The sequence below is a fragment of the Chryseobacterium rhizoplanae genome (assembly GCF_900182655.1).
In the GTDB taxonomy this organism is placed as follows: domain Bacteria; phylum Bacteroidota; class Bacteroidia; order Flavobacteriales; family Weeksellaceae; genus Chryseobacterium; species Chryseobacterium rhizoplanae.
In genome coordinates this window covers 61,006-74,396 of record NZ_FXTC01000008.1, presented here as the reverse complement: position 1 = coordinate 74,396, position 13,391 = coordinate 61,006, and the positions used below count along the sequence as shown (strand labels likewise).

The following is a 13,391-nucleotide window of genomic DNA, read 5'->3' as shown; positions in this document are numbered from 1 at the left end:
GGCTTTAGCCAAAACTTATTACCTAGAAATAAACCTCTTCTTTTGTTTTCGGAAGAATAATTTTTCTTTGTTTATCCTGATTTCTGTTTTGAAGATTAATCTTTACACCTTTATGAATATAGGTTTCCTTTGAAGATTTACCATATTCAGCTGTATTTTCTACCTCGTTTGTATAGTTCAGCTGCCCTGTTGATAGATTGAAATCTACATCTTTCCAGTAATCTCCGGGTCTTCCATACGTGGAGGAAGTTCCTATGAGCTCAAAATGTCCGTTTTGAAATCTGTACTTGTCTGTAACATCCCATTTCCAGCTGCTTCCACCCATTTGAGAAATGATGAGAATTCCTTTTTCTATTTTAGTTTCTCCGTAAGGATCACCCATCATACCACCTCCACCACTTTCAAGAATGGCATTTCTGGATTTTTCAAGAAGAGTCCATTTTCCGCCTGCATTTTTCAGAATTTGAATCTCACGGATTTTTCCCAGTTCACCTTCATCTGCTGTTGTATAGATGAGTACTTTTTCAGGAATTTTATCACCATCAAGATCTCCGTCTATCGTTTCCAGAAGGGTAGAGCCTGCTGGCTGAAACTGTTTTTGAGCAAGGCATAATGTTCCGGCGGCCATACATAAAAGAAATACTGTTTTTCTCATAAAAAATTTTGAAAACTTAAATGTACAATGAAATTTTTAATTATCAGTTTCATCAATATCTCTGGTTGATGGTTTCCATTAAAAATTCCTTAACTTTGAACTTCAATTTTAGAAATGGAAAATTCAGTTCAAGACACTACCGTTCAAAAACCAAAATGGATCCGCGTAAAACTTCCTACCGGAAAGAATTACAGAGAGCTGAGAACTTTGGTTGATAAATATAAATTAAATACAATCTGCCAAAGCGGAAGCTGCCCGAACATGGGAGAATGTTGGGGTGAAGGTACAGCAACTTTCATGATTTTAGGAAATATCTGTACAAGAAGCTGTGGATTCTGTGGCGTAAAAACAGGAAAACCGCTGGATGTAAATTGGGATGAACCTGAAAAAGTAGCCAGATCAATCAAATTAATGAAGATCAAACATGCCGTTCTTACTTCAGTAGACCGTGATGATCTGAAAGATATGGGGTCTATTCTTTGGGGTGAAACAGTGAATGCTGTAAGAAGAATCTCTCCGGGAACCACGATGGAAACTCTGATTCCGGATTTCCAGGGGATCACAAAACATCTGGACAGACTGGTAGAAGTTGCTCCGGAAGTGATCTCACACAACATGGAAACGGTAAAACGTCTGACCAGAGAAGTGAGAATCCAGGCAAAATATGAAAGAAGCCTTGAAGTATTAAGATATCTGAAAGAAGCCGGACAAAGAAGAACCAAAACAGGAGTAATGCTTGGATTAGGTGAAACGAAAGATGAGGTTTTCCAGACAATCGAGGACATTAGAAACGCAAATGTAGATGTTATTACCCTTGGACAATATCTGCAGCCGACTAAAAAACATCTTCCTGTAAAAAAATTCATCACTCCTGAAGAATTTGATGAGTTTGGAGATTTTGCAAGAAGCTTAGGTTTCAGACACGTTGAAAGTTCTCCTCTTGTAAGAAGTTCTTACCACGCAGAAAAACATATTCATTAAAATATAAACCGTTCAGTAATGAGCGGTTTTTGTTTTTTTAGGTAGCAGGGATTAGGTGGCGGATTATAGGTGATAGGTGTGGGTATCAGATGTTAGGGATTAGCTAATAAATGTGACAATCCTTATAATAATGTCCTCTATCATTCCCCTCTTTTGGAGGGGTGGCAAAAATTCAAAGAATTTTTGACGGGGTGGTTTAGTCGTTCCATCAATAGCTTACATTACATCATGTACGCCCTACTTATTACAAGCCGTTTCCTTTGTAATCACCCCAATCCGCCCATTGATTTCAATGGGTTTAAAATGTTTCTTCTTAAATTCGGAAGGGGTTTCTCCCGTATGTTGTTTGAATAGCTTATTAAAGTAAGAAAGACTTTCAAACCCTACCTGAAAGCAAACTTCAGTCACAGAATAATCCTTCAGCAGAAATATTTTAGCCTGATTGATTCTGTAGTTATTCACAAAATCTGTAAAGGTCATATTGGTCTGCTTTTTAAAATAACGGCAGAAAGCAGGAGTACTCAGACTTACAATTTTAGCAATTTCATTGACATTGGGTTTCTTGTCGTAATTTTCGTGGATATAATCGTAGATGGTTCCCATTCTGATTTTATCATTCAAAAACCACTTGATCCTGGTATCTTCCTTGTTAAGTTCCTTTACTTCCGTTGAATCAGCGAGAATTTGCAGAATTTCAATTAATCCTACCAGGGATTCAAAGGAGTTTTTATCTTTAATGATCTGTAGTTTTTCAACCACTGTATTTTTTGTTTCTCCGGAAAATGAAAGCCCGAGATACGAACGTTCCAAAAGGTTTTTAATATTTTCAAATTCGGGAACAGGAAGAATAATATTCTGCAGGAAGCTTTCCCGCATCTGCAGCACAAGCTGTTGACACTCTGTTTGAATACCATAATCAAAATTAAGGTGGGGAACATTAGATCCAATCAATAAAAGGTCACTGTCTGTAAAGGCAGAAATATCTTTTCCTACATGCCGGATTCCGTTCACCGCTTCTACATAGACCAGTTCTATTTCCGGATGATAATGCCAGAAAAAACAATTTTTCAGGGAAGGGGCAAATAGTTTGAATGATTTCCCTTTTTCAAATTCAATAATTTCTTTCTGGATTTTCATCTTGTTCTCATTTGATTGTTTCTGAATATAAAATTAAATAAAAAGGTTAATATGGAGCAAATTTTTATCATTCAAAGAGGAGTGAAATTCAAACTTTCTTGCGATTTTTGCACTTTCAAAATGAAGAGACTCAAGGTATTTTAATTTGAAAAGAAATTAATTCAGAAAAAGATTTAGATATAATGAAGATTGATAAAAGAATAATACCACTGGCTATCGGTGGTTTGGGAATAGGAACTACGGAGTTTACCGTAATGGGACTGTTGCCGGATATTGCAAAAACACTACAGATTACAATCCCGCAGGCCGGACATTTAATTTCTGCGTATGCTATGGGAGTAGTTATCGGAGCTCCGATTCTGATCGGGTACTCAGTAAAGTTCCCTCCTAAAAAAGTTTTGATAGCTTTTATGATCCTTTTTACCCTATTTAATGGTCTTTCTGCAATTGCTCCAGGATATGACAGTATGTTGGTTATCCGTTTTCTGTCCGGACTTCCTCACGGAGCATTCTTCGGCGTAGGAACAGTAGTTGCCTCAAGAATGGCAGGAAAAGGAAAAGAAGCATTTTATATATCAATGATGTTTACAGGGCTCACGGTTGCCAACCTGGCTATGGTTCCTCTGGTCACCTACATTGGGCATACATTCCACTGGAGACTGTACTTTGCTATTGTAGCGGTGATTGGTCTTTTTGCCATATTATTTTTGAAACTGTGGCTTCCCGCCATGGAATCCAACCAAAATACCCACTTCATGGAAGAGTTGAAATTCCTTAAAAATAAACAGTCGTGGCTTGTCCTTGCCATTACAGCGATTGGATTTGGAGGTCTTTTTACATGGTTAAGCTATATTACCCCTTTGATGACTGTTGTTGCCGGAATCAAAAGCAGCCAAATGGCCTATGTGATGGTTCTTGCCGGAGCCGGAATGGTAGTTGGTAACCTGGTAGGTGGAATTGTTTCAGATAAATTAGGACCTGAAAAAACATGTGCCCTTCTGATCTTTTTAATGATGCTGTCTCTTGGAGGTGTTTTCTTTCTTGCAGAACATAAGAATATTGCTTTGGTATTGACGTTTATGTGTGGCGCTTTATCTATGTCTATTGCATCACCTATCAATATTATGATGATGAAAGCTGCTCCAAAAAGCGAAATGATGGCCGCTGCTTTTATGCAGGCTGGTTTTAATATTGCTAATGCAATGGGAGCTTTCTTTGGAGGAATTCCTCTGGAATACGGGTATTCATTTAACTATCCATCGCTGGTAGGAGTAGGAATGACTTTTATAGGAGTGGTTATAAGTGTAAGATATATGTATCTGTACGGTTCAAAGACTGAAGAAGAAGTGGCTGCAGAATGTGTATCTTGTGATAAGTAATAAGATCGTTCTTACGGTTGAAATAAAAAAAGAGCCTGTTTCTCATTGAAACAGGCTCTTCTGTATAAAAATAAGTTTTATGCCTCTACTTCATCTCCATTTTTACACCAATAGAGGGCATTGTATAAATTTTCTTTGGGGAAAGATTTAAACTCTCCCGGCATCAGGACACTGAAAATACTGGTAAAATCACGTATACCTTCTTTGTCAGTAACAATGGCTGACCGGTTCCAGTTGGTAAGATTTTTCAATCCTAACAGCAGATCCTCAAGCCATGCTCCCATGGTAAAATTATCCAGATCGGTATCCAAATACAATAAGTAATTCAGCTCACCGAATTGCTCTACCTTCTCTTTTACGCGCGGAATTACCAGTCTTTCAAAATCCTCTTTCGTTACTTCTCCCGTTGCACTGAATGCTGCAACATTTTCCGGGGCTTCTGGAATAATTGTTATCATAATAAATATTTTATGGTGGTTTGAGTTTAAAAGGATAACAATAATTACACCATAATTTGATGATAAATTGTTAAAAAAGGTATAAATATTGTTACTTTCAGTGTAAAATACTAATATGGATCTCAAATCAAATGAACCTTTTTGGCTTTTAAAAAACGGACTGTTAGCTTCTTATCCTTCTTTACAATCAAATGAAAAATGTGATGTTCTCATTGTGGGAGGCGGCATTACAGGAAGCCTGATTGCCCATCAGATGATAGAAGATGGCTATACTACCATCCTTATTGATAAAAGAGAACTCTGCAACGGAAGCACTTCTGCTACCACTTCTATGCTGCAGTACGAAATAGATGTTCCTCTTTATGAACTGATAGAAAAAATAGGCAAAAAAGGAGCTGTTTTAAGTTATAAGGCCTGTAGTGATGCCATTGATACACTGGAGAAACTTTCAAAAATGATTAAATCAAATGCAGGTTTTAAAAGAAAGAAATCCTTGTATTTTGCTTCAAAAAAGAAAGATACAGAATGGCTGAAGAAGGAATATCAGGCGAGAAAAGAAAACGGATTTGAAGTGCAGTGGCTGGGAGAGGAACAGATTCTGAAGAAATTTGAATTTGAGAACACCTATGGCGGAATATTATCCAGGCAGGGAGCCAGTATTGATGCTTTTCAGTTTGCCCATGAACTTTTTATGTACAATGTAAAGAAAGGACTGAAGATCTTTGATAAGACAGAAATGGTAAAAGTGGAGGAGTATAAAGGTTTTAATCTGGTTACCGTAGACAGTGGATATCAGATCAAAGCAAAAAAGATTATTTACTGCATTGGTTATGAGAGTAAAAATTTATTGAAAGAAAACTTTGTGAACCTGAAAAGTACGTATGCTGTTGTTTCTGAAATAGATAAAGATAAGTTTAAAAATATCAGCAATACATTGGTCTGGAATACCGATGATCCTTACCTCTACATGCGGACTACCGACGACGAAAGAATGTTGATCGGAGGAGGAGATGAAGACTTTTATGATGCTGAAAAACGGGACGCTCTCCTCAATAAAAAAGAAAAAGAAATCCTTAAAAATCTAAAGAAAATAAAACCTGATTATCATTTTTACCCTGATTTCGTGTGGGCGGGAACTTTTGGAGAGACTAAAGATGGGCTGCCTTACATCGGGGAACATAAAAAATTGAGAAACTCCTATTTTGTATTAGGTTTTGGAGGAAATGGGATTACTTTTTCGGTTACAGGAATGGAGATGGCTTCTCTATTTATGAAGAACAAAAAGCATCCGCTATCAAGGTATTTTAAATTTGGTAGATAGTCCCGGTTTTTTTAACCGCAAAAGTCACAAAAGTCTTTAAACACTTAAGTTGTTTTAACCTGCTAATCAGTGTTCAAGAAGTACACTTAAATTTTTGAAAGCCTTCGGTTTTTAATCTATATAAAAACTGTTTAGATTCCTTCGGAATGACAAACTGCCTGTATAAACTAGCGTTTCAATTGTGTCATTCCGTAGAAATCCTGCTTAAATTACTTGAAAAAATGTGATAAATAGATATTTCAACAAATATTCCAATTGGGGTTGCTCAATTCCCCTCCTTCGGAGGGGTGGCAAAAATTCAAAGAATTTTTGACGGGGTGGTTAAAAAAACAGGCAGTCACAAAAAGACTGCCTGTTCAACTACAAACTATACCCATTCTTTTTAGCCAGTTCAACAATAGATCTCTCAATGGCTTTTCCCAGATCATCAGAATCGTCATTGCCTCGTTTCTTCATTTCTCCGTCAATATAGCTCTGACGCTTTTTGGAAAGTTCTTCAATTTCTTTCTGAATTTTATCACGAGCGGCAGACTTTGCCGTAATCGTTTTTTGAATTTCTTCCTTGCTTTTTCCTTTCAGCTCGGCAGGAAGCTCGCTTTCTTTTACATTGGCAATAAATCCGGCATCCTTTTCAGCTTTATCTACCAGATCCCAGTGGTCATTTTTGTAAGCGTTCTTTTTAGATTTGGCGACGGCTCTTTCCACTAAGTTGGATGCTGACTGTGATTCAGCGTTTTTATCCTGAGTGATCTGCTTTAGTCTGTATTCCGAACCGTGATTTCCGTAATAGATATAAGTATCATTCAGCTTTGCATTGCATTCGGAAATTTTGCTGTCGTAAGGTGTTTCAATATAGAGTACTTTTCTGTCACTGTCGATATTGAAATATTTTCCACCTCCCAAAGATGCTCCGTTTTGCCAGAACGTCTGGATTCCTTCTTCCCGGCTTCCGCAGAAAATAGTGTTGGTATAAATATTTTTATCCTTTGCTTTTGGAACAACATCCTTATAATTTATTTTTCCCTGATTGAAAGCTTCATTTCCTGCAATATAAATCAGTTTCATACTTTTATCATTGCTGTCCCAGTTCAGGTTGGCAGAAGCATCACGGATAACAGCACCGCAATATTCACTGCCGCCATTGGTTCTCAAAGCGAATAGTTTTTCTGAAATAAGATCAAGATCCTGAGTGAGAGGAGCAACCTGACGGATGTAATTTTCATCACGGATTCCATCATTTCCATATTCATACAGGGCAATTTCAATCTGCGGGGCTTTTCCGTTGTACTTTAAAGTGGTCAACGTATTTACAATATTCCACAGCCTGGATTTTGCCTGATCAATCAATCCGTCCATGCTATTGGAGGTATCCAGTAAAAGAGCGACCTGAATTTTATTGTCCTTTATTGCGTTGGCCGGAATCAATGTTACTTTTTGTGCCGGTAAATGGCTTTCAACAGTACTTTTTGTAGAGAGGCTTTCCGGAATATTACCGGAGCTTAAAAAAGCTGTACTCGCTGCAAGTGCTAAGATTTTTAGAGTTGTCATATTGTTATTTTTTTATTGGTTATTTGTTGTAATGAATGAATAGCGTTTCATCGTTTATTATTTTAAATTCCTAGAGTAAAATTATACCTATTTGAGGCTGAAAATCAGGCAACTTGGTGAAGTGGCCTTTTGACTTGGTGAGTTTTGCTGGAGGTAAAAAAATAAAAAACAGCTCCTAAGGAACTGTCTTTTAAATTATTTATTTTTAAAGGATTTCATATCGTGTTTTGATGCTGTATTTCAGCTTGATGTTTTCAATGTTATCGAAAGAATAATCTACTGGAGCATCAGCCATTTCCAGCTGGATATTGCTTGCTCTTCCTTTATAAGCTGCGGGCATGATCATATCGCTGGTGTAGTCTTCTATTTCTACAATTTCAAGAGCATTTCCTGTCTTTTTACCCATGCTTTCCAATAAATAATCTGCTTTTTCTTTAGCGGCTTTCAGAGCATTGATCTTTACTGCTTTTCTGAAATCTGCAATTTTAGTATTCTTTATCTCTGCGATGTTCAGGCTGCTTACCCATTTTTGGTTCAGGTCTTCAAAAATTTTACTCAGACTTGATTTTGCGCTGGCTTTAAACTGATAGCTTTTAGTAAACTTGGCTGTTTTAGAGTAAATATTCTGATACATTGATTTGAACTTAATGTCTTCGTTCTTTACGCCTGCATTCTTTAAGGTTTCAAATAACTTCTTCTCATTATCTGCCAGATCATTTTTGTTGTCTGCTTTTATTCCGATGCTGAAGATGATTTCATCCGGTTCTACTTCCATTTCCGCAACACCTGTTACTTCAATTGCATTTTTCTTTATTTCTTGTGTCTGAGCATTTACAAAGCTTCCAAGAGTTAAAATTCCGATTAATAAAAAATGTTTCAATTTCATAATTTCCTGTTTTTAAATTTTTAATTACTGATGTAAAATTACACCGATCAGAAGCCCGAAACCGGGAGACTTGGTGAAACGGAGCTTTCACTTGGTGAGTTCCGAAAAATGATTAGTTTCCTTTATTCTTTTTCAGATCATATTTTACGTTGAGGTTCATGATATATTGTATACCCACTTCCGGATCAGAATTATTGATTACTTTATCAAAGCCGGTATAATCTGTCCCATCATAATAAAAGGTTTTAGATTTTCTTTCTTCCTTTCTTACATATTTGGAATCATATCCATACATAACATTGGCACTTTCAAAAGCTGTATAATTCTGATATTGGCTTTTTGGAAAGACATAAGTAAAGCCTGAAGAAGCGGTGGGATTTCCAATAATTTCCTTTTTAAACAGTTTAAAATAATTTTCCTTTTTTTTGTCGAAAACCGAATAAGCCTCTTTGAGAAGTTCTTCCTGGATTTTATTAATATCACTACTGATATAATCTACCTTAATAACATCATAGATCTGGAAGTCTGAAGCTTCAGAGATCAGTTTTTCAATCATTGAGTGTTTGTTTACCGTAATAATGATGTTTTTCTTGGTTTCAAATCCATCCATTTTCTGGATGGCAGTCTGTGAATCTTTATTAACGTTGTAGTCATAGATTTTGGTCTGAGAGATAAAGTCTACAAAGATATCATTGTCTTTGATGCCCATTGAGGATATTCTTTTCATAAAACCGCTGATTCTCCTGTTGATATTTTCAATGGCAATTTTTGGAGTGGCTGCTTCTTCATTCAAACCCAGTGTAAGTTTATATTGGTCTGCCGTTTTGTTCATCAATACTTTTACGGTGATAATTAAGGTTGAATCGGTAGCAAAATAGGTATTGGTGTTGATGAATTCTAAATTTCTGGGAGTGGAATAGTCGTTGTTATTTCTGTCTCTGTAGATCTGGTTTCCTCCGACCTGTGCTTTTGAAAGACTTAAAAAAGATACCGTAATGAGTAAAAAAGTAAGAGTTAGTTTTTTCATGATTTTTAAATTTGAATTATTTTGCTCCAAACTTAGCCTTACGCTCACATTATCAAAGACTAAACTTGGTGAAAGGGGATTTTCGCTTGGTGAATAGTTTTTGAGTACACTATATATATGTATATCTTTGTTTTATGAAAATGTTTACACTTCTTTCAATCTTTTTACTGATGCTTTGGGGAAATACAATGTCTTCCCAGACTAATAACACTACTGCTGCGGTGGAAGATGTACAGGTAGAAACAAAGAAGCTGAAAAAAGCAATGGACACGAAAAATGAACCTGCCCAGGCAGATTCTTATTATAATATTGGTGAAACCTTCTTTAACAGCGGGAACTTTCCGAAGAGTGAAGAGTATTATACCAAAGCCAAAAATCTGTATGAAAAACTTAATGACAAGCCAAATATTGAAAAAGCAACCCGCAGATTGGCCCAGTCACAGGAAAAACAGAATAAAATAACCCCGGCCATCAGCAACTATAGCAGAGTGGCACAAATGGGGTACAGTGAAAAAAGTAAGGCCGTTAATTCCAATGATGTTACAAGGCTTTCTTCTCCTACACCAGAGCTTAGGGCAGAAGCTATCCAGAGTAATATTAACTTAAGTAAAAAAGAAAACGAACAAGGTGATCTTGCAGAAAGCTACAGTCAGCTGGCTGATGTAAATCTTAAACAGAAAGATGTTTCCAGTGCCGAAGAAAACCTGAATACAGCCTATAAAATTTCTAAAAGAGAAGCGCCGCAGCAAGCTTTGGCCATCAATCAGAAGCTTGCAGATCTTTACGTTGAAAACAAAAATTTTGAAAAAGCTATTGAAGCTAAAAAGAAAGTTTTGAAGGAAGATTTTGTAAAAGAAAACTCACAGGAAAAAGTTAATCAAATACAGGAACTGGCGGATATTTATATTAAAAAAAATGATCCGAAAGAAGCAGTGGATCTGTTGAAAAATGCCTACGGGATTGCTTTGGACAAAGGTCATACGCTGGAAGCTCAAAGAAGTGTAAAAAAACTGGATAGCCTGTATGCCATTTCAGGAAATATTGATGCTTCCGTTCAACTGTACAGAGACTTTCTGGGGAAACTTCCCAATCTTGTTTCAAAGGACAGAAGTCTCGTAGACAATAAAATCCTGGAAGATACCGAACAACGAATTTCACAGCTGGAAAAGGAAAGAGAATTGAAAGACGAGCTTATCCGTAAGAAAAATGTATTCAACTATAGTTTGATCGGAGCTTTGGTTCTGCTTACCGGATTGATTATTTTTATTTTCAGAACTCTGAAAAAGGTTCAGACAAAGAATAAAAAAATTGCTCTTCAGTCTTTGCGTAGGGAGATGAACCCACATTTTATCTTTAACAGCCTGAATAGTGTTAATCATTTTATTGCGACCAATAATGAGCTGGAAGCCAATCAGTATCTGACAAAATTCTCCAAGCTGATGCGTGGCGTGATGGAAAATTCTACTGAAGATTTTATTCCTTTTCAGCAGGAGCTTGATCTTCTCCAAAATTATCTTGCCCTTGAAAAAACGCGTTTTGCTGATAAATTCGATTACGAAATTGATGTAGATGAAAGTCTGAATATGCAAAACCTGCAAATCCCGGGAATGCTCATACAGCCGTTTCTGGAAAATGCAATATGGCACGGACTCCGCTACAGAACAGAAAAAGGTTTTTTAAAACTAAACTTTGAGAAAAGTGAATCCTACCTTAAAATCCTTATTGAAGACAACGGAATAGGTATCGAAGAAAGCAAAAAGCAGAAAACCCAGCATCAGAAAACAAGAGAGGGCAGAGGAATGAAAAATACTTTGGAAAGAATTCAGCTGCTCAACGATTTGTATAAAAAAGATATTACCTGCTCTGTACAGGATAAAGAAAATAATACCGGAGTTTTGGTAACGCTCCAGATCAATTTGATTTAATCTGAATTCAGGTTAGATCTTCTTTATAAATTGATAGCAATTTAGGATAATATAAAGAGGAATATAACTCTATAAGCTCTTTGGCCAGATTGTATGATTGATTAAAAATTCTTAATTTGCATCTGCAACCCATTGGCTGCCACCTAATATCTGACCTCAATGAAAATAAAAGCCGTAATTATAGACGATGAACTCATCGCAAGAGAAGTTTTACGAAGCTATCTTACCAAATACTGTCCACAGGTGGAAATTCTTGGCGAGGCTGAAAATATTAAAGAAGCAGTGCCATTGATTGCTGAAAAGCAACCTCAGCTGGTATTCCTGGATGTAGAAATGCCCTTCGGAAATGCTTTTGACGTATTGGAAGCTACCAAAGCATTTTCCTATGAAACCATTTTCATTACTGCGTTTTCACAATATTCATTGCAGGCGTTAAACAAATCGGCAAGTTATTATATTTTAAAACCTATTGACATTCAGGAGCTGATTCTTGCGGTGAATAAAGTAGTAGAAAGTCTTGAGAAAAAAGAAGAACTCAACCGGAATAAGATTCTGCTTGAAAACCTGAAGTTAAAACCTGAAAAACAGCAGCTGATTCTTCCAACCCTGCAGGGATTTGATGTCGTAAAAACTGAAGATATTGTGAGACTCCAGGCTGATGGAAATTTTACGCAGGTTTACCTTACAGATGGTTCAAAAAAGATGGTATGCCGCTTTTTGAAACATTTCGATGATCTGTTGGAAAGCCCGTTTGCGAGAGTTCACCGTTCCCATATCATCAATACAGGATTTGTGAAATCTTACCATAAAAGCGGAACCGTAATGTTGTCTGATGATACGGAAATTGAAGTTTCAGGAAGCTTTAAAGATAATTTCCTGAAAGTCTTTTCATAGAATTTATGGGTCCTTAACAGACCAAAGGCATTATTTTTGACGTTTTATTATAACCACCAAAATATTTCTGTCATGAAAACCATTCATAAAATTGTACTTCCCGTTTCATTGGGAGCTTTAGGGCTTATCGTTTTCAATTCATATTCTGTAAGAATTCCCAGGGGTGCTTCTGCGGTAAAGAATTTTGATCTTAAAAAATATCTTGGCAGATGGTATGAGATCGCCCGTTTTGATTACAGGTTCGAGAAAAATATGGATAATGTTACTGCAGAATATACAGAGAATCCGGATGGAACAGTTCAGGTCAGAAATAAAGGGTACGATTACATTAAAAAAATATGGAATGAATCGATCGGGGAAGCAAAATTTGTAAAAGATCCGAAAGAAGCCCGTCTGAAAGTTTCATTTTTTAAACCAATCTGGGCCGGTTATAACGTTATAGATATTGATGAAGACTATCAATATGCTCTGGTGGCAGGAAGCAGTTTAAAATATTTATGGATTCTGTCCCGTACCACTACTATTCCGGAAAGCATCCGCCAGCGTTTCCTTCAGAAAGCAAAAAAAATCGGTTATAATACCAATGAACTGATCTGGGTAAAACATAATCAATAAAAAAGTAAAAGGGCAAGATCGTTTAAAAACTGATTGTTTTCAGTGATTTGCAAATTTGCCCTTTCGCTCTTTAGTTTTTAATATAGTCTTTCCATTCCTCAAAACGATGATCAATAACCTGTTTCATCAGATCATAGTTTTCGTAGGTATCCTCAATGTGGTAGAAGGTTTCATATTCATAATCACTTTCCTCAGCTTTCGCATCAAAAATATTTACGTAATCATCAGCAAACGAGCTGTATCTGTTTCCGAAATCGGTATCATCCGCATAATAATCCTTTGCAAAAAGATTTCCCAGCTCATTCAGGTCATATTCTGAAAATTTTCCGTCGCAGGAATCCATAATGAATTCTGCACCAGTGATTTCTCTGCGCTTTATTTTTTCAATTTCCTCTTCACCATCTTCTTTCAGTTCATCAGAAATCAGATCATTCTGAATGCACCAGTTCAGGAACATTCCTGTATGCGTTGCTCCGTTTTTCTGAGGAAGTTCCTCAGGAAAATCACCACCATAATGCCATGAAGCATCATCATATTTAGACATAATTTGTATTGTAGTTTTAAA

Annotated in this window: 13 protein-coding genes; 6 read left to right on the top strand and 7 right to left on the bottom strand. The window is 36.5% G+C overall.

Annotated features, from left to right (window positions below; all coding sequences use genetic code 11):
- Positions 1–22: 22 nt before the first annotated feature.
- The gene (locus tag FN817_RS17020; protein ID WP_142718985.1) at positions 23–655 is read right to left on the bottom strand and encodes a hypothetical protein; all 633 of its coding nucleotides are present in this window, start codon (positions 653–655) and stop codon (positions 23–25) included.
- A gap of 114 nt (positions 656–769) precedes the next feature.
- Between FN817_RS17020 and lipA the strand changes: the two genes are divergently transcribed.
- Complete coding sequence (gene lipA, locus FN817_RS17015) at positions 770–1,636, top strand: lipoyl synthase (protein WP_002981042.1); 867 nt, start codon at positions 770–772, stop codon at positions 1,634–1,636.
- Positions 1,637–1,873: 237 nt separating this feature from the next.
- Here the strand turns inward: lipA and FN817_RS17010 are convergent, their stop codons facing one another.
- Positions 1,874–2,773 carry an AraC family transcriptional regulator gene (locus FN817_RS17010; RefSeq protein ID WP_142718984.1) on the bottom strand — a complete coding sequence of 300 codons (900 nt, stop codon included), beginning with the start codon at positions 2,771–2,773 and terminating at the stop codon, positions 1,874–1,876.
- Positions 2,774–2,955: 182 nt separating this feature from the next.
- Here FN817_RS17010 and FN817_RS17005 point away from each other — a divergent pair, with 182 nt between their 5' ends.
- A complete protein-coding gene (locus tag FN817_RS17005; protein ID WP_142718983.1) occupies positions 2,956–4,152 on the top strand; it encodes an MFS transporter in 1,197 nt (398 codons plus the stop codon).
- A gap of 77 nt (positions 4,153–4,229) precedes the next feature.
- Here the strand turns inward: FN817_RS17005 and FN817_RS17000 are convergent, their stop codons facing one another.
- The gene (locus FN817_RS17000) at positions 4,230–4,610 is read right to left on the bottom strand and encodes a SpoIIAA family protein (RefSeq protein WP_047420413.1); all 381 of its coding nucleotides are present in this window, start codon (positions 4,608–4,610) and stop codon (positions 4,230–4,232) included.
- A gap of 115 nt (positions 4,611–4,725) precedes the next feature.
- Between FN817_RS17000 and FN817_RS16995 the strand changes: the two genes are divergently transcribed.
- Positions 4,726–5,931, top strand: a complete 1,206-nt coding sequence (locus FN817_RS16995) for an NAD(P)/FAD-dependent oxidoreductase (protein ID WP_142718982.1) — start codon at positions 4,726–4,728, stop codon at positions 5,929–5,931.
- A gap of 360 nt (positions 5,932–6,291) precedes the next feature.
- On the opposite strand, the gene FN817_RS16990 is transcribed toward FN817_RS16995, so the two are convergent.
- The 3 genes from FN817_RS16990 to FN817_RS16980 all read right to left on the bottom strand — a co-directional run bounded on the left by FN817_RS16990 (position 6,292) and on the right by FN817_RS16980 (position 9,392).
- Positions 6,292–7,479, bottom strand: coding sequence for a VWA domain-containing protein (locus FN817_RS16990; RefSeq protein WP_142718981.1), 1,188 nt, complete (start codon positions 7,477–7,479; stop codon positions 6,292–6,294).
- 205 nt (positions 7,480–7,684) lie between these two features.
- A complete protein-coding gene (locus FN817_RS16985) occupies positions 7,685–8,365 on the bottom strand; it encodes an SIMPL domain-containing protein (RefSeq protein WP_142718980.1) in 681 nt (226 codons plus the stop codon).
- Positions 8,366–8,477: 112 nt separating this feature from the next.
- A complete protein-coding gene (locus tag FN817_RS16980; RefSeq protein WP_142718979.1) occupies positions 8,478–9,392 on the bottom strand; it encodes an SIMPL domain-containing protein in 915 nt (304 codons plus the stop codon).
- A 134-nt stretch (positions 9,393–9,526) separates the two neighbouring features.
- Here FN817_RS16980 and FN817_RS16975 point away from each other — a divergent pair, with 134 nt between their 5' ends.
- From FN817_RS16975 to FN817_RS16965, 3 genes are all read left to right on the top strand, one after another.
- Positions 9,527–11,317 carry a tetratricopeptide repeat-containing sensor histidine kinase gene (locus FN817_RS16975; protein ID WP_142718978.1) on the top strand — a complete coding sequence of 597 codons (1,791 nt, stop codon included), beginning with the start codon at positions 9,527–9,529 and terminating at the stop codon, positions 11,315–11,317.
- 159 nt (positions 11,318–11,476) lie between these two features.
- Positions 11,477–12,211, top strand: coding sequence for a LytR/AlgR family response regulator transcription factor (locus FN817_RS16970; protein WP_142718977.1), 735 nt, complete (start codon positions 11,477–11,479; stop codon positions 12,209–12,211).
- 72 nt (positions 12,212–12,283) lie between these two features.
- The gene (locus FN817_RS16965) at positions 12,284–12,826 is read left to right on the top strand and encodes a lipocalin family protein (protein ID WP_142718976.1); all 543 of its coding nucleotides are present in this window, start codon (positions 12,284–12,286) and stop codon (positions 12,824–12,826) included.
- 70 nt (positions 12,827–12,896) lie between these two features.
- On the opposite strand, the gene FN817_RS16960 is transcribed toward FN817_RS16965, so the two are convergent.
- Positions 12,897–13,370, bottom strand: a complete 474-nt coding sequence (locus tag FN817_RS16960; RefSeq protein ID WP_142718975.1) for a DUF7832 domain-containing protein — start codon at positions 13,368–13,370, stop codon at positions 12,897–12,899.
- Between the last annotated feature and the right edge of the window lie 21 nt (positions 13,371–13,391).

Bases quoted from the DNA above. Each gene is read 5' to 3' on its own strand.
- FN817_RS17020 (WP_142718985.1), bottom strand. From the start codon at position 655: ATGAGAAAAACAGTATTTCTTTTATGTATGGCCGCCGGAACATTATGC.
- FN817_RS16990 (WP_142718981.1), bottom strand. From the start codon at position 7,479: ATGACAACTCTAAAAATCTTAGCACTTGCAGCGAGTACAGCTTTTTTA.
- FN817_RS16995 (WP_142718982.1), top strand. From the start codon at position 4,726: ATGGATCTCAAATCAAATGAACCTTTTTGGCTTTTAAAAAACGGACTG.
- FN817_RS16965 (WP_142718976.1), top strand. From the start codon at position 12,284: ATGAAAACCATTCATAAAATTGTACTTCCCGTTTCATTGGGAGCTTTA.
- FN817_RS16960 (WP_142718975.1), bottom strand. From the start codon at position 13,370: ATGTCTAAATATGATGATGCTTCATGGCATTATGGTGGTGATTTTCCT.
- FN817_RS16975 (WP_142718978.1), top strand. From the start codon at position 9,527: ATGAAAATGTTTACACTTCTTTCAATCTTTTTACTGATGCTTTGGGGA.
- FN817_RS17010 (WP_142718984.1), bottom strand. From the start codon at position 2,773: ATGAAAATCCAGAAAGAAATTATTGAATTTGAAAAAGGGAAATCATTC.
- FN817_RS17005 (WP_142718983.1), top strand. From the start codon at position 2,956: ATGAAGATTGATAAAAGAATAATACCACTGGCTATCGGTGGTTTGGGA.
- FN817_RS16985 (WP_142718980.1), bottom strand. From the start codon at position 8,365: ATGAAATTGAAACATTTTTTATTAATCGGAATTTTAACTCTTGGAAGC.
- FN817_RS17000 (WP_047420413.1), bottom strand. From the start codon at position 4,610: ATGATAACAATTATTCCAGAAGCCCCGGAAAATGTTGCAGCATTCAGT.
- FN817_RS16970 (WP_142718977.1), top strand. From the start codon at position 11,477: ATGAAAATAAAAGCCGTAATTATAGACGATGAACTCATCGCAAGAGAA.
- lipA (WP_002981042.1), top strand. From the start codon at position 770: ATGGAAAATTCAGTTCAAGACACTACCGTTCAAAAACCAAAATGGATC.
- FN817_RS16980 (WP_142718979.1), bottom strand. From the start codon at position 9,392: ATGAAAAAACTAACTCTTACTTTTTTACTCATTACGGTATCTTTTTTA.